We start from the raw sequence: 20,075 nt of genomic DNA on the forward strand, positions 1-20,075 counted from the left end.
TCGTTGGCTGAAAAAGCCTTCTCGCAATGACGACCTCCCTAGGAAAACCTGTCATCAGAACCCCATTATCTTTTTCTTAAAACTGACTGCAAGGGATCATGAACCGCCAAAATCTATCATTTCTCTGCTAAAACCAGCTTAGGTTCCGTTTTTAAAACGTTTACAAACGAATCTAAAATTACTTTTACTTCTGGTCGGCAACTGCCACAGCCCATTCCAGCACCTGTTAACTGGCAGAGCTGCAAATGATCTTTACAACCATCTTTAATTTTGTTGATCAGATTGCCTTCGCCAACATTATTACAACTACATACTGTTTTGCCAATAATAGGTTCGGTTGTTTTGCCGCTCCTCAATAGTTGAAGCCGTTTTTCGCTCAGCTCCATTTTGTTTTCGATCAGGTTTCTGAATTCTAAGAATTCGCTTTTATCGCCAATTAATATGGCCCCAACCAGTTTATCGTTGTGTACAATACATTTTTTATAGTAGCGCTTGGCTTTATCAATAAAAACAATTTCCTCATAGGTAGGGTCGTTATTCGGTATTTCTGCCAAGCCTAAAGAGCAGAGTTCTAAACTGTGCATTTTAAGGATATTCATAAGCAAGCTGCCCTGGTAAAATTTGGCAATGTCTCCGCAAAGAAACCGCGCTACTATTTCAGCCTGTTGTTCTGCAGCTGCGGTAATACCGTACATTTGACCTTTAAATTCAGCAATTTCCCCAATAGCATAAATGTCTTTCTCGTTGGTTCTCAGGTATTCATCCACAACAACACCTCTTTTACATTCTATGCCAGCATCTTTAATCAGTTCGGTGTTAGGCACAGTACCAATGGCAATTACCAACGATTCGCAATCGATTAACAAGCCGCTTTTTAAGCGGATACCTGAAATGCTTTTTTCGCCGATAATCCGATCTACCTCATCGTTGTAAAAGATTTCGATGCCTTTGCTGATGAGTTCTTCGTGCAGTAATTGACTGCCCAGTGCATCTAACTGGCGACCCATTAATCTCGATATCCTTTGGATGATGGTTACTTTTGATCCGGTTTCGGCCAGCGAGGTTGCAAGTTCAATGCCCAGTAGTCCACCGCCAACAATGACTACTTTTCCGTTTGTAGTATCAACATGTTTTTTAAAGCTGTCTGCATCGTTACGGCTGCGCATAGTAAATATGCCGTTCAGCTTAGGGATATCCTTAAGCACAAAAGCCCTGCTTCCGGTAGCCAGAAGCAGAATGTCGTAATGGTGGGTTTCGCCATTGCTATCGGTAACCGTTTTATCTTCTTTGTTAATCTTTTCGATACCCAAACCGCGGTGCAGCTTAATCCGGTAATCGGTTTCCTCGCTGTCGCTCATTTTAATAAGGTTATGCCAAGGCAAAGTGCCGATGATATAATCGGGGAGGAGTACCCGGTTGTAAAAAGGGAAGTTCTCTTTGCTGAATATCTCGATATCATCTTCGGTGTTTAAGGCCCTGTAACTTTTCACAAATCCGCAGGCACCGGCACCTGCGCCGATAACGATAATCTTTTGCCGCTCTTTTTTATAGCGTTTTACCTGTACCGCACTGAACTTAAAATCGGGTTCTTTGCTCTGCGGATCAACCAGATTATTAGTAAGGTTGTTTACCCTATTTAAATCACTTTTTAATATTTTGCCCCAATGCATGGGCATAAAAACTACACCAGCCTTTATATCTTCTGAGAATTTAGCCTTTACGCGGGCATTTCCCCGTAAACTAGAAATCTCGATAATATCATTGTCTTTAATGTTTCGAACTTCTGCATCAATGGGATTAATCTCCAAAAAAGATTCGCTAATGTGTTGGTTTAGTTTGTTTACCTTTCCCGTTTTGCTCCGTGTATGCCATTGATCCCTGATTCTTCCTGTGGTTAAAATCAGCGGATGTTCTGGTGTTAAAGCTTCCGATTGGTTCTGATCATCAAATGATAGGATATTGGCTTTTTTATCTGGAGTGTAAAATTGATGATCGGTAAATAATCTGGCAGTTCCAAATGCCTTTTCTTCTTTTGGATAAGGCCATTGAACGGCTCTTTTCTCCTTTAAAATCTGATAATTAAGGCCGCTGATATCAATGTTGGTTCCAGCTGTTAAAGCTGCGTGCTCATCGTATATCTCGGCTGCATTACTAAAGTCGAAACCATGATAACCCATTTTTTTTGCAAACCGGCAGATAATTTCCGAGTCAGGTAGCGCTTCTCCGGGTGCTTCTGTTACTTTACTCAGATAAGAAATATAGCGGCCTGCATTGGTCATGGTGCCTTCTTTTTCTATCCAGGCAGCCGCAGGCAATACTACATCGGCATATTTTACGGTTTCTACGGTATTGCTAATATCTTGAACAACAACAAACTTTGCTTTTTTTAATCCTTCTTCAGCTACGCGCACATTGGGAAGGCTGATTAATGGATTGGTACATAAAATCCATACTGCTTTGAGTTTTCCGCTGTTCAGTTCATGGAACATTTCGGTGGCGGTTAATCCTGGTTTAGCTTGTATGGTACCCAATGGGATCTGCCAAAATTTTTCGACTTCATTACGATGCTTTTCATTGGTTAAAACACGGTGTGCAGGTAATAAATTGCTTAAGCCGCCAACTTCACGACCGCCCATGGCATTCGGCTGTCCGGTAAGTGAGAAAGGACCGCTCCCCGGTTTGCCAATGTGACCAGTAATCAGATTCAGGTTAATGAGCGAGAGGTTTTTATTGGTGCCCACCACACTTTGGTTAAGCCCCATAGTCCACATGCTGATAAAACCCTTTGCATTACCGATGTAAGATGCGGCTAAACGAATATCATTCTCTGCTATACCACAAATTACTGCCGCTTCTGCCAAAGAGGTAGCGAAAACAGTGGAGTGGTATTTTTCATAACCGTTGGTATTGTTAATGATAAAATCGGTATCAATTTTCCCATCTTCTATCAAACATCTACCTATGGCATGGTGAAGCGTGATATCGGTGCCTGGATTAAGCTGTAAATGAACATCTGCTAGTGAACAGGTTTGTGTTTTCCGAGGATCGCTAACGATAATTTTTAAATCAGGATTTTTCTGTTTTGCGGCTTCAACACGGCGCCACAGGATAGGGTGGCACCATGCCGGGTTTGCGCCTGCAACAAAAATACAATCGGCAATTTCAATATCATCGTAACTAATGGGCACAGTATCTTCACCAAGACTCATTTTATAACCAACAACCGCACTGCTCATACATAAGCGGCTGTTGGTATCGATGTTATTACTACCGATAAATCCTTTAATTAATTTATTTACTACGTAATATTCTTCTGTTAAACATTGCCCGCTGGCATAGAAAGCCACACTATCTGGACCGTGTTTTTTAATCAACGCTTTAAAAACTGCAGCTGTTCTTTCTAGTGCGGTATCCCAACTAACCCTTTGGAGGGGCATATTTTTGTTGTAACGCATTTCGGGGTAGAGTAGTCTGTCACTTTTATCATTTGCTGTATAATGAAGATTCATGCCTTTACTGCACAGCATACCTTTGTTTACAGGGTGGTTTTTGTCTCCTTCAACAGTTATGCGCTCATGGATATCTTTATTTACCACAATACCACAGCCCACTCCGCAATAGCAGCAGGTGGTTGTTTTGTTAGGCGATATGTTTTTTTCTTCTTTCAAATGATCGGCTTGTAGGATAGATTTTATAAGCGTTGTTTATTTGCTAGGAGTAAGTGCCAGGTCTTCTATCTCAGCTGTTTTTTGCGCCATAATGGTTCTGAAGATGAATACTGCAACGCCAATGCCGAGGATAATAAAACCAAGTAAGGTAAAAGCGCTGGTATAATCAATCAGATCTTTTTGAACGCTAAGGCCATTTTCGATTACATTTTTAGATGCGTGACTTGCTTTAGCTTTAAACATAAAAGCAATAAGCATAGCGCCGATATTTCCACCAGCCCCTACAATACCTGCTACACTACCAACTGCAAGCGGATTAATGAATGGAACAAGGCTGTAAGTTGCGCCGTTGGCCATTTTTAAACTTAGGCCGAAAACAAACATCATGAAAATAGCCATTCCGATATTGCCCGATTTTGCGAACCAGATTAAACCGATTCCTTCTACCAAAAGTAATAAGGCGAGCAAAAGTGTTTTGCCATCAAATCCCCATGTTTTACCGATTTTATCGGCAACAATTCCACCTAGTGGTCTGGCGAAAATATTAATCCAGCCAAAAATGCCTGCAACCATTCCGGCCACAGCTATTGTTGCGCCAAATGAATCTGTAAAGAAGATTGGTGCGAAATTATCTACTGTAATTTCTACGCCAAAACATGCTGCATAAGCAATGGTTAAAATCCAGGTGCGGTAATCCTTTGCGGCGATTAAAAATGTGTTTTTGGTGCTTTTTATGTTTTCGTCTTTTAAGTCTTTAAAATCCCCTTTTGGGGTATCCAAAGTATAGTGGTGATATAAGAAGGCGCAGATCAAAAGCATTACGCCGGGGAAAATCATAGCATAGCGCCAGCTGTCTTCAGTGCTACAGAAACCAAGGGCTGTAAAGCCTGATGCAATTAAAGGCATAAATAAATTGGCTGCACCACCACCAGCGTTACCAAAACCTCCGGCCGTTGCATTTGCTGTTCCTTTAATATTGGTTGCAAACATAATTGAAGTATGGAATTGGGTAATTACGAATGATGCGCCGATTACGCCAATGGCTAAACGGAAAAGTAAAAAAGAGGTATAAGAGTGGCTGGTTCCGATTAAGAGGACTGGAATGGCGCAAAGCACCAAAAGCCAGGTGTAAATCAGTTTAGGGCCAAATTTATCAATCAATCTTCCGATGAGTAAACGGGCAATAATAGTGGCCGATACTGAAGCGATTTGGATATTGCCTACCTGATCTTTAGTGAGGTGAAGCTGTTCTCTTGCTATCTTCATTAAGGGTGCCATTCCGAACCAGGCGAAGAAACAGAAGAAGAAAGTTAACCAGGTAATATGAAAGGTTTTCATCTGAACACCTTTAAGCGAAAATATATTAAGTTTATCTAGTGGTTTGGTTGTAGTATTCTGTGTCATAATGGTCGATTTAAGCGTGATAAATTGGTCCTTGTTAAAATTTATAGCCTAAACCTACGCCGACGTTCCATTCGCCATTTTTGACTGCGGTTTTAGGATTGTAATATAGGGGCACTTGTAAGGCTATATGGCGAAATGCTGCCGTTAAGCCAAAGCCGAGGTTAGGGGTAAGGGCTGCATTTTTTGGCGCCCCCGCAGCAACCTTATCTTCTTTGATCCGTAAGCTTGGCAGTAGCCCTAATAAAACGGTATAAGGTTTTTTACTGAATTTTATGCTAGGTCCGGTACAGTTTATAAAAGCACCATGATCAACGTAACCAGCAACGATAGTACCGTCGAATAAAACGGCTTTAGTTTGCGATTTAGCAGAAAAAAAGAACAAGGTAAGTGCAAGGCAGCCTGTTATGGCTACATAATTAGAAATCTTCATGTCGGTTTGGTTTGGGTTAAATTTTTATCCGGAAAAGTTTAAATCTTACTGGGTCAGGTTAAGATTTTGGCGTTGTGCCAATATAAACAGTTCCGTTTTCTATCTTTACAGGATAGGTTTTTATGGCGCATTCGTCGCCACTTAAACATTCGCCAGTGCTCAATGAGAATGTTTTTTTGTGAAAAGGGCAAGCTACCTTAGGTTCATCGGTAGTGGAGCCAATCATTCCACGGCTTAATGCCATTTGCTTTTTATGCGGGCATTCGTTTTGAGTGGCATACCACTCATTTCTTCTGGTGAAATAGAAAAGTGCAATCTGATCTTCACCATGTTTTACACAAACGCCACCGTTCTCAATGGCATCCTCGACTCGGCAGGCTGCTAGCCAATTTGATTGTTCATTCATAATTTTGGGTTTTATAAGGTTTGTAAAGATTTAATGTTAAACTGTTTTCCATTCTGCGGTTCTTTTTTGTCCACGCATTTCAACAAATTCTATAGTTGGATCTTTGTCTTCTGGTGCATTTACAAAATGAGAGAATCTTTTTCTGATCGCAGGGTTTTCAACTGCCTCTTTCCACTCGCATTTATACGAAGCGATTAAATTCTCAATTTCATTTTCCCATTGGGCCGCCATCCCTAAACTATCGTTGATAATCACATTCCGTAGGTAATCTATTCCGCCTTCCATTTTGTTCAGCCAGGTTGCTGTTCGGGTAAGCGGATCGGCAGTACGGATGTAAAACATCAAAAATCTGTCGATGTATTGAATGCAGGTTTCGCTATCTAAGTCTGTTGCCAGTAAAAGGGCGTGTTGTGGTTTGCTGCCTCCATTACCGCATACATATAGGTTCCAGCCTTTTTCGGTAGCAATAATGCCGAAATCTTTGCTTTGGGCTTCTGCACATTCTCTGATACAGCCACTTACGGCCGATTTGAATTTATGTGGTGCGCGTATGCCTCTGTATCTTTCTTCAATTCTGATGGCAAAACTCACGCTGTCGTGCAACCCGAATCTGCACCAGGTGCTACCAACGCAGCTTTTAACTGTTCTTAAGCCTTTTCCATAAGCATGGCCACTTTCAAAACCTGCAGCAATTAATTCCTCCCAGATAATAGGAAGATCGTTAAGGTGTGCGCCAAACATGTCGATCCGCTGACCTCCTGTTATTTTAGTGTAGAGGTTGTATTTTTTAGCTACTTCGCCAATTACAATCAATTTTTCGGGCGTAATTTCTCCTCCCGGAACCCTCGGTACTACGGAATATGAGCCACCTTTTTGGATGTTGGCTAGAAAACGGTCGTTACTATCTTGGGCTACATCGTTTCCTTTTTTAAGGATCATTTCGTTCCACAGGCTGGCCAGGAGAGAGGATACCAATGGTTTACATACTTCGCAACCATCGTTTTTACCCAATGCATCCAGTACCTCATCATAACTTTTTAATTCATGAATATGGATAAGGTCAAAAAGTTCCTGTCTGCTGTAGTTAAAATGCTCGCAAATTACATTTTTGATGTATTTACCTTGCGATTTTAAGGTATAAGTCATTAGATCCTTTACCATTGGCAAGCAGCCACCGCAACCTGTACCTGCTTTGGTGCATTTTTTCAGGTCATCAATATTTTCGCAAGAGCCGTCTGCCACTGCAGAACATATGTCGCCTTTGCTAACACCTTCGCAACTGCATATTAATGCGCTATCTGGTAAGCCTGTAATTCCGGCTCCGCCAGCAGGTTCGCTTCCTCCGCGTGCCCCCAGTATCAGTTCTTCAGGATTTTCTGGCAATACAATCCGGTTATTAGAGGTCTGCAACAGCAGGTTATACGCTGTTGCATCTCCAATTAATATACCTCCTAAAAGGTATTGCCCGTCATTACTAACATTTATTCTTTTATAAACTCCTTTATGTTTGTTTTCGAAGATGATGGTACGACAATCGGGCTCGGTAATAAAATTATCACCAAAACTGGCTACATCAATTCCGATCAGTTTGAGTTTGGTACTCATATCAAACCCTGTGAAAGCTTTATCACCTTCGCAAAGATTTGCAGCCAACACTTCGGCCATTTCGTAACCTGGCGCAATTAAGCCATAAATCATCCCATCGTATAAAGCGCATTCGCCAATGGCAAACACTGCAGGATCGTTGGTCTGCATTTTTTCATCAACTACAATTCCGCCCCGCGGACCAACCTCAATGCCACAGGCTTTGGCCAGTTCATCACGTGGTTTTATACCGGCAGAAATCACCAGCATATCTACATCTATAGCCGTATCGTCGCTAAACTTTAATGCGGTAATACGGCCATCGCCTTCAATACTGGTGGTGTTTTTATTTAAGTGGATTTGTAAACCTAAATCTGCAAGCTTCGATTTAAGCATGTCACTACCAGCAGCATCAATTTGTCTTGGCATTAAACGTGGTGCAAATTCAATAATACTGGTTTTATCGATCCCCAAATCAATCAAGGCTTTAGCAGCTTCTAGCCCCAATAAACCGCCTCCAATAACTGAAGCTGTTTTTGCCTTTTTTGCATAACTACTAATAAGGTCAAGATCTTCTATCGTACGGTAAACAAAAACACCTTCTTTCTCAATTCCAGGGATGCTTGGAACAAAAGCACCCGAGCCAGTAGCAAAAACTAGAATATCGTAGCTGTAATCTAAACCATTGGCGGTATAAACTTTCTGAAGATCGCGGTCTATTTTAGTAACAGGGTTATTAAGAAAAAGGGTGATATTTTGTTCCTGGTACCAGTTCTCTGTAGAAAGGGAGAGGTCGTTGGCAGTTTTGCCGTTAAAATATTCACTTAAATGAACACGGTCATAAGCTCTGCGGGGTTCTTCGCCAAAAACAATAAGATTAAAAGAGGAGGTTTTCGATCTAAGCTTTTCGCAGAATTTATATCCCACCATTCCATTTCCTATTACGATTATTTGTGGTTCTTTCATAAATCTTAAATGTTTTTAGGTTTTTTGCTTTGTTTTGTTGGTGATTATTTGCTTTTAGTGTATTTTATTTAAAAATATCGGTTTAAAATTTATTTTTTCACTTGTAATATGATTTTTGATATTCAAATATATGTTTTAATTGCTTTAAAAGTTTATTTTTCATGATTTTTATCATAAAATATTTAATTTTTTAATAAATTTTCATCACTTTTATGCTTAAATAGTTAAATTATTAAAATTATGAATCAAAAAACTACTGATTTTGGACTTTTTATAATGGGTGGAGGTCCTGGTGATCCCGAATTAATCACTATGAAAGCTTTTAATGTGCTAAAAAGGGCAGAAGTTATCCTTTATGATAACTTAAGTAATGAAAAATTGCTGGAAATTGCTCCGAAAACATGTAAAATGATCTATGTTGGTAAACAACCTTATGGAAATTACACGCCGCAAGAGAAAATAAATGAATTAATTGTCGAAAATGCCCAAAATTACCAGGTGGTAGTGCGTTTAAAGGGCGGAGATCCTTTTATCTTCGGTAGAGGATTTGAAGAATTGATTTATGCGGAGGCAAGAGGCATTAAATGTCATTATATTCCAGGTATAAGTAGCATGCAAGGTGCAGGCTTTATCGATGTGCCCTTAACACACCGTGGAATTAGTGAAAGTGTTTGGATACTTACCGGAACCAAGAAGGACGGTAGTTTAACCGATGATTTAAAATGCGCCATGAAAAGTTCGGCTACAGTTGTTATATATATGGGTATGAAAAAAGTTGGCGAAATCTCTAAAGCTTATTGCGATGCGGGTTTAGGCGATATGCCTGCGGCAGTTATTCAGCATGCTACCTTGCCCAATCAAAAACAAGTGGTATGTTCAGTGCAAAATTTACAGGAATCAGCCGAGGAAGCTGGCTTAACTTATCCGGCCATTATTATTATTGGTAATGTGGTGCAGGCTAAAGCTTATGCAAACTTAAATCAGGGAGAGTTGTTGTCAGCGTAAATAGGTTCATTAGTTCAATGGTGGTGGAGACACTGCTGTTTAAATTGGTTAATCGACTCCGTTCATGGTGACTGGTTCAGGTAATCTACTCGGGATCTCAGACGGCAGACTTAGGCCTCCGGACTGAAGGCTAATCTAAAAAAACTTATCAAGCGTTAAACCATATGTAAGGTTAAGGTTTTCACTACGTGTAATATTCAGTTTGTTATAAGTTAATGCTGTGGTTAAGCTAATCCACTTGCGAAGTTTTAAGCCAAGTGTGGTTGTAGAACGGATAATGTGATCGCCTTTTCTATCGAAAGAATTTTGCAGAAAATGGTTCCCATCTATTGTAATCAGTTCTTTTATAGCGAAATGGTATTGTAACCTTAACGAGTTTCGATAAGTATGATAACTGTCGCCCACAATTAAGCTACTTTGATCAAACAGCACACCATCACTTAAGTTGATGTAAGCATTCGGTTGATCCAAAATACTATAAGCAATGCCACCGCCTGCAAGCAATTGATTTTTAAGTTTTAACGAATAACTGGTATTGTAATTTACCAATCCCCAATAATAAAAATGCGGAAAGGTTTTATAGAGGTTAAAATTTAATGTAGTCGAAAAATCGTTATTGGTTAAATCATTATTCTGTTTACCATAAAGCCAGCCAGTGGTTGAGTTTAGGACAAAACTTTTCTTTTTCATGCCAAAATTAAGTGCATTGTTTAGCAAATAGGCTCTATCTTCGTTCGTACGGTTGATAGATCCAGTTGAAGCAAGTGTAATGTGATAGTTGGTACTATCGGTATATTGGGCGTAAGATTTCGAACAACAAAGTAAAACTAAAAAGGAAAGCACAATAAACCTCATCAATAATTTAATATTCATCTCCATCAATATGTTTAACCAGATTTAATTCTGTTCGTACCACTTTGGTACCGGAATATAATCTTCATTCCAGGTTACTTCGTCGTTTTCATCTTTATAACCTGCAGAAATCAGTGCTATTCTTGGTTCTTCCGCAACAATATCCTTTTTAAACTGATAAGCATCTACAGTTAAATGATGGTAAAGCTTTTCCTGCTCTGTTTTGCTGCCGGTTAACAGGATTAAAGCATTTTCGCCTGTTTTTAGTTTATGTATAAATGTACCTTTTACTTTCATCTCAATTGTTTAGGTTTTATACAAATGAAAATTGAATTATGTTTGGTCATCTTCACTAAAACAAAAAAAGCCTGCAAGTTTTCACTCGCAGGCTGATTGATTCATATAGGTAGATTAATTTAACGTTAACTCAATTACCGGGATTTCGAAATCCGGTTTTTTCTTTGGCAGTTTTAATACCAGTGTATTCCCTGTTGATTTTTCCGTATTGATCTGTACTTCCGAATTATCATGTAAAAACTGGGCATATTTAGCTTTGTTTTTATAACCTTCTAACGTGATAGAACCGGTATTCGGATACTCGAACAGGTGGACATATAATTTTTTGGCATTTTTATTATAGGTGAGTTTCGTTCCTTCAGGTGCTTTAAACTCAGCCGGGGCAAAACTACAATGATAAATAGATTTAGCGTTGGCGTGCATCCAAAGACCTAAACTATCTAATGCCGTATTGGCACGGCTATCAAACTCGCCTCGGGCGGTGGGGCCAACATTTAATAATAAATTACCACCATTGGCTACCGAGGTAATTAATAAATCCAATAATTTTCGGTTTGTTTTCCAGGTGTTTTCATCCCGGTGGTATCCCCATGAGCCTGAAAAAGTTTGGCAGGTTTCCCAAACTTTGCCACGGTATTTTTCCAGTTCTTTCGGCCCCACCTGTTCAGGAGTTTCAAAATCGGTTCCATCTTCATAATCGTTCAAATCGAGGCGGTTATCTACAATAATGCCTGGCTGTAATTTTCTGATCTGTTTTAACAATTCTACCGATCCCCAATCATTTTTCCCCTTGCCATTTTTTCCCGGATAAGAGAAATCGGCCCAGAGAATATCAATTTTGCCATATTTGGTCAGTAGTTCTGTAACCTGGTTATATAGGTATTTACGGTATTTGGCCATATCCCTGTTTTTGTTTAGGGCGGCATAAGCTTCGTCAGTTTCAGGTTGTGGCCTTAAAGGATGATATTTATCGACAGGAAAATCAGGGTGGTGCCAATCAATCAGCGAATAATAAAAACCAACTTTTATGCCTTCTGCACGGAAAGCATCTAAAAATTCTTTTACCAGATCACGTTTGGCTTGTGTGTTGGTCGCTTTATAATCAGTATACTTACTATCAAATAAAGTGAAACCTTCATGGTGTTTAGTCGTCAATACCGCATACTTCATTCCGGCAGCTTTGGCCTCTTTTGCCCACTGTTTTGGGTTGAATAAATCAGGATTAAACTGATCAAAGTATTTCTGGTAGTTTTCGTTGGTAATGCGTTCTGCATTTCTTACCCATTCATGACGGGCAGGTAGGGCATAAAGCCCCCAGTGGATAAACATCCCGAAACGGGCATCAGTCCACCATTCCATTCTTTTGGTTTTTTGCGCTGCGGTTTCGTTACCTAATCGCTTTTGGGCAAAACCCGGTAAGGTTAAGCTCAGGGCCAGCAAAGCCGATAAAATGGTTTTTCTCATGTGTGGTTTTTTTGGTTAGGGTAAAGTGCTAATTTAGTGAGCTATGTGTTTTAAAAATGTTGGCATATGAGCAAAATATTAAGTTAAATTGGTTTAAAATATAGCTTCTGATTTAAGGTTACAAAAACTTTGCAGTTGATATGCTTGTTTAATGAGCGATAACTAAATGTTAATCCGATTAAAATCAATGCAATGAAAACTCAAAAAACACCAGCTAAACAACATAAACAACCGGGTATAGAAGCCAAAATGAATCCCAGGCCAGAAGTGATTAAAGCAAATTATAATGGTGCCGGAAAGCTTAACGAAAAAGTAGCGTTAATTACAGGCGGCGATAGCGGTATCGGCCGTTCTGTTGCAGTTCATTTTGCAAGAGAAGGGGCTGATGTGGCCATAGTTTACCTGGATGAAGACATTGATGCTAAAGAAACCCAGCAACTGGTTGAAGCCGAGGGAAAAACCTGTTTGTTGATTAAAGGTGACGTGAAGAAGCCTGCCTTTTGCAAAAAAGCAGTAGTATTAACCGTTAAAAAATTTGGGAAGATTAATATTTTAGTAAATAATGCCGGAATGCAGGTGCCGCAAAAAGACCCGAAAAAAATTGATGACAAACAGCTGGAGGAAACTTTTCGCACCAACATATTCGGGTATTTTTATTTTGCGCATGAAGTGCTTGAATATTTTCACGCCGGAGATACTATCATCAATACCACTTCAGTAACTGCCTATCGTTCTTCGCCCAATCTGATCGATTATTCTTCCACCAAAGGTGCAATTACCTCTTTTACACGTTCGTTGGCTACAAATCTCGCTAAAACGGGCATCCGCGTAAATGCAGTTGCACCAGGACCAGTGTGGACGCCCCTGATCGTATCCACTTTTGATGAAAAGAAAATTAAGTCATTTGGATCGGAAACCGCAATGGAAAGGGCAGGGCAGCCTTCTGAACTCGGTCCGGCTTATGTGTTTCTTGCTTCAGATGATGCCTCTTTTATTACGGGCCAGGTTATACATGTAAATGGTGGCGAAGTGGTAAACGGTTAATGCTTACCTTTAACCTAAATAAAACGCATGGAATCAGATCAACCCAAACACTGGCGGTTTAAACTGCACGAAGTAATTTACGAATCGAATACTCCGGCAGGTAAAGCTTTTGATGTTGGCCTGCTAATCGCCATTTTTTCGAGTATTATTGTGGTAATGCTTGATAGCGTGGTGAGTATTCATTTAAAATACGGCAAACTATTCAACATTACCGAATGGATTTTCGCCTCCCTTTTTACCATCGAATACATTTTAAGGCTGGTGAGTATCCGTAAACCGATCAAATATATGCTGAGTCCGCTTGGGATTATCGATCTCGTGGCTTTGTTACCTTCTTATTTAAGTATCTTTTTTATTGGTGCACAATCGCTGCTGGTTTTTAGGGCTTTAAGATTACTCCGCGTTTTCAGGATATTTAAACTTGGACACTTTTTAACGGAGATTAACTTTTTAACCCAGGCCTTAAAAAACAGTGTTCGTAAAATCAGCATTTTCCTGTTAACAGTTTTAACCATCACGGTAATCCTGGGGTCTATCATGTACCTGGTAGAAAAACGTGAAAATGGATTTTCTAACATTCCCGAAAGCATTTATTGGGCTATTGTAACCATTACAACCGTTGGCTATGGAGATATTTCACCAATTACACCATTGGGCAAGTTTGTTGCTTCGGTAGTAATGCTGATCGGTTATGCCATTATAGCCGTGCCTACCGGGATTATCACCCACGATATTGCCATGGCAGCAAAGCAGAAAAAAGAATTGCCCGAATCTTGTCCGAGTTGCAGCAGGGAAGGGCACGACAGCGATGCGCTGTTCTGCAAATATTGCGGATCATCCTTGTTCAGGTAAAAAAGCCAGACTGAACTCCAATCTGGCATTTTTATGCTTTTATAACATTTCACTATCATCTTCATCATAAGCATTGGGGTCGTTATCCAATTCCTCAATGTCCGATTCATTATAGTCATCTGCTGCCTCTTCGTTCTCTTCATCATCAGGACCTTCAATTTCTTCATTCAATTGCGTTCCTTCACCATCAGCAAATTGAACTTCATTTTCAGTATATTCATCATCGTCTGATTCAGGAGTGTTATGTCCATCTGCTGCATTTCCGTTCGAACGGTCGATTTGAAACTGTTCGATGTTTTGAATTTCTTCTTCCGGTTGATTATTTTCTAAATTTTCCATGGTATGTTCTTTTATAATAGAACAGGTTGAAGAAGCATTAAGTTTATGGAAATTTAAAATCTTAAGTTCCTAAGGTTGTTAAAGTATTATTTATTGATCGGGAGGCATTGTGAATTTAAAAACTTGTTTAACTTTAAATAACTAAAACGATTTATGTAATTCGTTTAATACACAAAGAAATCCTAATCAAATATGAAAAAACAACTGTTATTATTTTTATTGCTGTTATGCACAGTAAAACTCTTTGGCGCGCCGGTAGAGCTCTTGTCGCCCGATAAGCGTATTAAAATATCCGTAAATATTAAAGATAAAATCGGTTATGCCGTTACTTTTAACGGTGATCCTTTTTTAGCCAATTCTTACCTGCAGTTAAATTTAGATCAGGCTGAGCTAGGAGCAAATGCCAAATTGATCAAAAAAACATTTTCGATGGTTAACACCAGTTCTAGCCCCGTAATCCCACTTAAAAATAGTACAGTAATCGATCAATATAACCTGTTAAAACTCGATTTTAAAGGCAATTTCAGTGTAGAGTTCAGGGCCTACAATGATGGCATCGCTTACCGTTTCATTACCAATATAAAAGATTCGATTACGGTAAACAGTGAAGATGTACATATCAGTTTCAATGATGATGTTAAAACGGCTTATTTAGAAACCGGAGGCTTTAAAACTTCTTACGAAATTCTTTACCGCCAAGACGAATTAGGTCAAGTAAACAAAGATAAAATGAGTGTACTGCCCATCTTATTTAATACCGGTAAGTATAAAGCCCTGTTATCAGAAGCTGATCTTTACGATTACCCATGTTTATTTGTAAAAGCAGTTGACCACAAAACTGTTGATGCCATTTTTCCAAAAGTACCGCTTGTTTTTGGAGACGATGGCGATAGGAGTAAGAAAATTTTGCTGGGAAAAGATCATTTCCCTGGCGCTTTTTGGTCATTACCGATAAAGATACCCAGTTGGCAGCTAACCAAATGGTGTATAAATTAAGCACACCCAATAAATTGCAGGACATCAAATGGATAAAACCTGGACAGGTAACCTGGGAATGGTGGCATAATGCCTATGTTTATGGTGTTGATTTTAAATCGGGTTATAATCAGGATACCTATAAGTATTATATCGATTTCGCTTCAAAATTTGGTATTCCCTATATTATTATGGACGAAGGCTGGGCAAAAACTACCTTAAATCCATTTGAGCCTAACCCTACCATTAACCTGCAGGAACTGATTGCTTATGGCAAGCAGAAAAACGTAAAAATTGTACTTTGGTTTACCTGGCTGGCGGTAGAAAATAACTTCAATATTTTCGAAACACTGGAGAAATGGGGGATTGCAGGGGTAAAGATCGATTTTATGGATAGGAGCGACCAGTGGATGGTAAATTATTATACACGAGTAGCAAAAGAAGCTGCCAAACACCATATTTTAGTCGATTTTCATGGTGCCTTTAAACCTGCCGGACTTGAGGTTGCTTATCCCAATGTACTTTCGTACGAAGGTGTGGTGGGGATGGAGCAGAATATCGGTGGCGGATTGGCAACACCAAACAATAATTTATTCCTGCCTTTTCTACGTAATGCGGTTGGTCCGATGGATTATACGCCAGGGGCAATGCGTTCGGCACATAAGCAGGATTACAAACCTAGCTGGGTAAATACCATGAGTATTGGCACCAGGGCACATCAGCTGGCGATGTATATTGTTTTTGAAAGTGGTTTCCAGATGCTGGCCGATAACCCTTTCAATTATTTACGGGAACCGGAAACCACCTCATTTATTACCAGTGTTCCGGTAACCTGGGATGAAACCAGGGTTTTGGATGCAAGCGTGGGCGAATATATTGTTACGGCAAAACGCAAAGACGAAAAATGGTTTATCGGTGCGATGGGTAACGATCAGAAACACGATTTAAAAATTGAAACTAATTTCCTTAAAGCAAATACCAGTTACCAGATCACTTTAATTAAAGACGGAATTAACGCCGATTTCCAGGCCATGGATTTTAAACGTGTAGTAAAACCGGTTAAAGCTGGTGAAACAATCGATATTAATATGGTAAAAGATGGTGGTTTTGTCGCTGTAATCGAATCATTGAAATAACATAATCTTTATTTTCTTCTTGCCGTCATTCTCGCGTATGCGGGAAGCTTAATGCAATTTTAAAGCTTGAAGATTGTCCCTTATTCGGGAGTGACGGTTTTTTACAATATATCTCGATCAATTTTAAAAGATTAAAATAGCCACTATACTAAAGGATAGCACTATCCTTTAGTATAGTAATAGCTTTTTGATACTTCGTATCCATAATTTTGCCATGCATAAAAGGCAAAAAAAACATGAAAATATTACATCTTATATCAAGCCCTAGAGGCGCAGCATCTTTCAGTATTAAATTGGGAAATGCCATTGTAGAAAAATTGCAGGCCGTAAATCCAGACAGCACTTTAATTACGCATAATTTAGTCGAATCTCCTTTCCCGCATTTAGAAGAAGTGCATATCAATTCTTTCTTTACACCGCTCGAAAGTCATACACCGGAGTTTGCAGAAGCGATAAAACATTCAAATGAGGCTATTGCCGAACTTAAGGATGCAGATGCCATTGTTATTGGTGCGCCAATGTACAACTTCGGGATTCATTCGTCATTAAAAGCATGGATTGATCATATCGCACGTGCTGGTCAAACATTTAGTTACTCTGAAAAAGGTCCCGAAGGTTTGGTGAAAAACAAAAAAGTTTATCTGGCAATTTCTTCAGGTGGCGTATATTCTGAAGGACCAATGAAACCTTACGATTTTACAGAATCTTATTTAAGATCAGTATTGGGATTTCTGGGCATGACAGATGTTACTGTTTACAGGGCAGAAGGTTTAAACATGCCAGATCTTAAAGAAGTAGCTTTAGATAAAGCAATCGAAAGTATCGCAATTTAAGTTCATTGGTACATTAGTCATTAGTTCATTCGTGGGTTGGCCGGTCATTTAAATCGACTAAAACTGTGAACTAATGACTTTGGACTAAATTTAAAGGCATTAAAACTTAATTTTTTTAATTCGTCGGTTCATTTTCTGATTGCTAAAATCGAAGAACTTCAGACTAAAAACTAAGCTGCTAAATACTTCTCAACTCTGCTGGCAAAATCGTTCAGGTCAAAAGGTTTATTGATAAAATCCTCTGCATCACATTTCGCTTTAACTGCATTCAAATGGTTATTAGCCGACATCATCATGACTGGTATATTGTGTGTTTTGATATTCCTTTTTAAAGTATTACAAATATCCAAGCCATTTCCATCCGGCAACATAATGTCTAGTATCACCATATCTGGCCTGTGTTTGCCCATCTGAAGCCAGAAATCGTTGCTATTCGGACAGGTTCTTACTTCGTAAAGTTCTTCAATCAATAGGAATTCGATAATTTCCCTGATATTCGGGTTATCTTCCACTACATAGATGCACTTTTTCATAAGCTCTACTTTTATAATACTAATAACTTATCTCGTTATCAGATGTTTAAAGGAGTTATGCACAATGCCAGAGTTATCAACCTTTGCCTGATTGATGTCATGCTTTTATATAATTTTTTTTTTTACTAAAAAAAAGATAAGAATAATTTTTATTACTAATATTTTTAGTATAAATTTGTTTTAGGGCAATTTTAATATGCCCTCAAGTAATTCTAAACAAAAGGCTTTTGCCAGTTGTGTTTGTTAATATATTTTTTTCTATGACCGTTACCGTTTTACCCATATTCGAAACCGATTTTAGACCCGATGCTTCATTAGGCAAAATTATGAATGAACGATTACGTATTGCTGCGGCAGACTTGCAGGATATTCATTTACAACACTTAAATGCAATGGGGCAGCGGAGTGATGATGTAGTGGTTTATGTGAGTTATAATCCCAAATATAAAATCAGGTGGCGGGTGGTTAACGATGTGCCGCAAGAAGTAGAAGGTTTTGTTACACAGATTTGTGGTAATTTAGGCTATATTCAATGGAAAACCGCTGTGATTAATGTTTTTAAAGGTGTTGAGTAGTTAATTGTAAAGTCCTCTTTGTTAGTGATAGCCCTATCTATACCGTTATTTCGGGTTTGAATTTATCGCATGAAAATCAATAAGATTGATAGAGAAGTTAGTGCGTACACCCTCAAAAAATATCGTCATTTCGAGCGGAGTGCAACGCTGTCGGGAAATCTGTTTCGAGGTAGATCTCTCCGCTCCACTGCGTTTCGGTCGAGATGACGATCGTTCTGTAGAAAGTTATGAAGATGCTTCCCGATGTTAAAATCGGGACAGCATGACAGTTGCAAGGTAAGTAACGGATTGGAAAGTTTCTTAAATCAAAAATCCACCACCTAATAAATCGTTTCCTTCGTAAAATACTGCCGATTGACCTGGAGCAATTGCCGAAACATTATGATCGAATACCACACGCATTTTATCTTTTTCCTGAACTATTGTACTCAACATACCCGCATCTTTATAACGGATTTTAGTAATTACATCATTCATTGGTTCTTCAATGCTGGCGTATTTAACCAGGTTTACATTGCGTACCATGGCTTCTTTACGTTCAAGTTCATCAGCCCGGCCCAATACTACCGTATTGCTTTCAGGCAAAATCTGGGTTACAAACATCGGTTCGCCGAATGCCACGCCCAAACCTTTACGCTGGCCGATGGTATAAAAAGGATAACCTTTATGTTGGCCAACCACCATTCCATTACTTAAAATGAAATTTCCGCCGGCAACCCTGTCTTCTAAATCCTCTACTTTATGTTTCAAGAAAGCCCTGTAATCGTTATCCGGTACGAAACAAATTTCATAGCTCTCTGATTTTTTGGCCAATTCTTCCTGTCCCATATCCAAAGCCATTTGTCTGATATCAGATTTGGCAAAACTGCCCAAAGGGAATTTAGTACGTGAAAGATTTTCTTGTGAAACACCCCACAATACATAAGACTGGTCTTTATTTTCGTCTTTTCCTTTCGAAATTACATAACGGCCACTATCTTGCTGGCGGATATTGGCATAATGCCCCGTTGCAATAAATTCGCAATCCAGTTTATTGGCACGTTTTAATAAAGCTTCCCATTTAATGTGCGTATTACACAATACACATGGATTTGGGGTTCTTCCGGCCAGGTATTCATCCACAAAATTATCGATTACATAATCGCCAAATTCATCGCGGATATCTAATATATAGTGGGGAAACCCATAGTTTACCGCAAGTGTACGGGCGTCGTTAATGCTATCTAACGAGCAACAGCCAGTTTCCTTACTGCTACCACCAGAAGTGGCATAATCCCAGGTCTTCATGGTTAAGCCAATAACCTCATAACCCTGCTCATGCAACATTACAGCCGCTACCGAACTATCAACCCCGCCACTCATGGCAACCAGAATTCTACCGTGTTTACTCATCTTAAAAATATAAGGTTGCAAAAATAAGGTTTATTTAGCTGAAATTATTTAAAGCAAGTCAGTTACTTGTAAAAAGCGGTAGCTAAATTGTACGAGCTTTTCACTTAGTTGTTCTAAGGTGGTCAATAATAACATCAACCCCGCAGGTTTTAAAAACATGCGGGGCTTGAATCTTAATTAATTGTATCTTCCCGCTATCGAACGAGCGTTGAATAGTTTATCGTTTACAAACGATAGAAATCGCTAAATTAATAATTGCATAACATAGGTTGGTTGGCAAGTAAGCAATTTCTTTTTTTGATGCCCTGGAGTAGCTTATA

At 39.2% G+C, this 20,075-nt stretch carries 18 protein-coding genes; 7 read left to right on the forward strand and 11 right to left on the reverse strand.

Annotated features, from left to right (window positions below):
- Window positions 1–116: 116 nt before the first annotated feature.
- Genes R2R28_RS07440 through nirB form a run of 5 tightly spaced genes read right to left on the reverse strand, consistent with a single transcriptional unit; the run spans window position 117 to window position 8,458 of the window.
- Complete coding sequence (locus R2R28_RS07440) at window positions 117–3,668, reverse strand: molybdopterin-dependent oxidoreductase (protein WP_316825061.1); 3,552 nt, start codon at window positions 3,666–3,668, stop codon at window positions 117–119.
- 36 nt (window positions 3,669–3,704) lie between these two features.
- Entirely contained in the window at window positions 3,705–5,072 is a 1,368-nt protein-coding gene (locus R2R28_RS07445; RefSeq protein WP_316825062.1) for an MFS transporter, read from the reverse strand.
- Between the two features lie 34 nt (window positions 5,073–5,106).
- The gene (locus R2R28_RS07450; protein WP_316825063.1) at window positions 5,107–5,502 is read right to left on the reverse strand and encodes a hypothetical protein; all 396 of its coding nucleotides are present in this window, start codon (window positions 5,500–5,502) and stop codon (window positions 5,107–5,109) included.
- 58 nt (window positions 5,503–5,560) lie between these two features.
- Entirely contained in the window at window positions 5,561–5,908 is a 348-nt protein-coding gene (gene nirD, locus R2R28_RS07455) for a nitrite reductase small subunit NirD (RefSeq protein ID WP_029276048.1), read from the reverse strand.
- Window positions 5,909–5,944: 36 nt separating this feature from the next.
- Window positions 5,945–8,458, reverse strand: a complete 2,514-nt coding sequence (gene nirB, locus R2R28_RS07460; protein ID WP_316825064.1) for a nitrite reductase large subunit NirB — start codon at window positions 8,456–8,458, stop codon at window positions 5,945–5,947.
- A gap of 240 nt (window positions 8,459–8,698) precedes the next feature.
- Between nirB and cobA the strand changes: the two genes are divergently transcribed.
- Window positions 8,699–9,463 carry a uroporphyrinogen-III C-methyltransferase gene (gene cobA, locus R2R28_RS07465; protein WP_316825065.1) on the forward strand — a complete coding sequence of 255 codons (765 nt, stop codon included), beginning with the start codon at window positions 8,699–8,701 and terminating at the stop codon, window positions 9,461–9,463.
- 135 nt (window positions 9,464–9,598) lie between these two features.
- Here the strand turns inward: cobA and R2R28_RS07470 are convergent, their stop codons facing one another.
- The 3 genes from R2R28_RS07470 to R2R28_RS07480 all read right to left on the reverse strand — a co-directional run bounded on the left by R2R28_RS07470 (window position 9,599) and on the right by R2R28_RS07480 (window position 12,076).
- Window positions 9,599–10,336, reverse strand: coding sequence for a DUF481 domain-containing protein (locus R2R28_RS07470; protein ID WP_316825066.1), 738 nt, complete (start codon window positions 10,334–10,336; stop codon window positions 9,599–9,601).
- 24 nt (window positions 10,337–10,360) lie between these two features.
- Window positions 10,361–10,612 (reverse strand): hypothetical protein, encoded by a 252-nt coding sequence (locus R2R28_RS07475; RefSeq protein WP_316825067.1) that lies wholly within the window; start codon window positions 10,610–10,612, stop codon window positions 10,361–10,363.
- A 114-nt stretch (window positions 10,613–10,726) separates the two neighbouring features.
- Window positions 10,727–12,076 carry an alpha-L-fucosidase gene (locus R2R28_RS07480; protein WP_316825068.1) on the reverse strand — a complete coding sequence of 450 codons (1,350 nt, stop codon included), beginning with the start codon at window positions 12,074–12,076 and terminating at the stop codon, window positions 10,727–10,729.
- Window positions 12,077–12,268: 192 nt separating this feature from the next.
- Between R2R28_RS07480 and R2R28_RS07485 the strand changes: the two genes are divergently transcribed.
- Together R2R28_RS07485 and R2R28_RS07490 are read left to right on the forward strand one after the other, a co-directional pair.
- Window positions 12,269–13,120, forward strand: a complete 852-nt coding sequence (locus R2R28_RS07485) for an SDR family oxidoreductase (RefSeq protein ID WP_316825069.1) — start codon at window positions 12,269–12,271, stop codon at window positions 13,118–13,120.
- Between the two features lie 27 nt (window positions 13,121–13,147).
- A complete protein-coding gene (locus tag R2R28_RS07490) occupies window positions 13,148–13,972 on the forward strand; it encodes an ion transporter (RefSeq protein WP_316825070.1) in 825 nt (274 codons plus the stop codon).
- Between the two features lie 39 nt (window positions 13,973–14,011).
- Here R2R28_RS07490 and R2R28_RS07495 read toward each other — a convergent pair whose 3' ends face one another.
- Entirely contained in the window at window positions 14,012–14,311 is a 300-nt protein-coding gene (locus tag R2R28_RS07495) for a hypothetical protein (protein WP_316825071.1), read from the reverse strand.
- A gap of 192 nt (window positions 14,312–14,503) precedes the next feature.
- Here R2R28_RS07495 and R2R28_RS07500 point away from each other — a divergent pair, with 192 nt between their 5' ends.
- From R2R28_RS07500 to R2R28_RS07510, 3 genes are all read left to right on the forward strand, one after another.
- Window positions 14,504–15,307, forward strand: a complete 804-nt coding sequence (locus R2R28_RS07500) for a glycoside hydrolase family 97 N-terminal domain-containing protein (protein WP_316825072.1) — start codon at window positions 14,504–14,506, stop codon at window positions 15,305–15,307.
- On the forward strand, window positions 15,292–16,422 hold the full coding sequence (locus tag R2R28_RS07505; RefSeq protein ID WP_316825073.1) for a glycoside hydrolase family 97 catalytic domain-containing protein: 1,131 nt from the start codon (window positions 15,292–15,294) through the stop codon (window positions 16,420–16,422). The genes R2R28_RS07500 and R2R28_RS07505 overlap by 16 nt, the downstream gene beginning before the upstream one ends.
- Before the next feature lie 236 nt (window positions 16,423–16,658).
- The gene (locus R2R28_RS07510) at window positions 16,659–17,255 is read left to right on the forward strand and encodes an FMN-dependent NADH-azoreductase (RefSeq protein WP_316825074.1); all 597 of its coding nucleotides are present in this window, start codon (window positions 16,659–16,661) and stop codon (window positions 17,253–17,255) included.
- 170 nt (window positions 17,256–17,425) lie between these two features.
- Here R2R28_RS07510 and R2R28_RS07515 read toward each other — a convergent pair whose 3' ends face one another.
- Complete coding sequence (locus tag R2R28_RS07515; protein ID WP_316825075.1) at window positions 17,426–17,788, reverse strand: response regulator; 363 nt, start codon at window positions 17,786–17,788, stop codon at window positions 17,426–17,428.
- Between the two features lie 260 nt (window positions 17,789–18,048).
- On the opposite strand from R2R28_RS07515, the gene R2R28_RS07520 reads away from it, so the two are divergent.
- Window positions 18,049–18,363, forward strand: coding sequence for a hypothetical protein (locus R2R28_RS07520; protein ID WP_316825076.1), 315 nt, complete (start codon window positions 18,049–18,051; stop codon window positions 18,361–18,363).
- Window positions 18,364–18,663: 300 nt separating this feature from the next.
- On the opposite strand, the gene mnmA is transcribed toward R2R28_RS07520, so the two are convergent.
- Window positions 18,664–19,755 carry a tRNA 2-thiouridine(34) synthase MnmA gene (gene mnmA, locus R2R28_RS07525; protein ID WP_316825077.1) on the reverse strand — a complete coding sequence of 364 codons (1,092 nt, stop codon included), beginning with the start codon at window positions 19,753–19,755 and terminating at the stop codon, window positions 18,664–18,666.
- Between the last annotated feature and the right edge of the window lie 320 nt (window positions 19,756–20,075).

The organism is Pedobacter miscanthi (assembly GCF_032678605.1).
Classification (GTDB): Bacteria; Bacteroidota; Bacteroidia; order Sphingobacteriales; family Sphingobacteriaceae; genus Pedobacter; species Pedobacter miscanthi_A.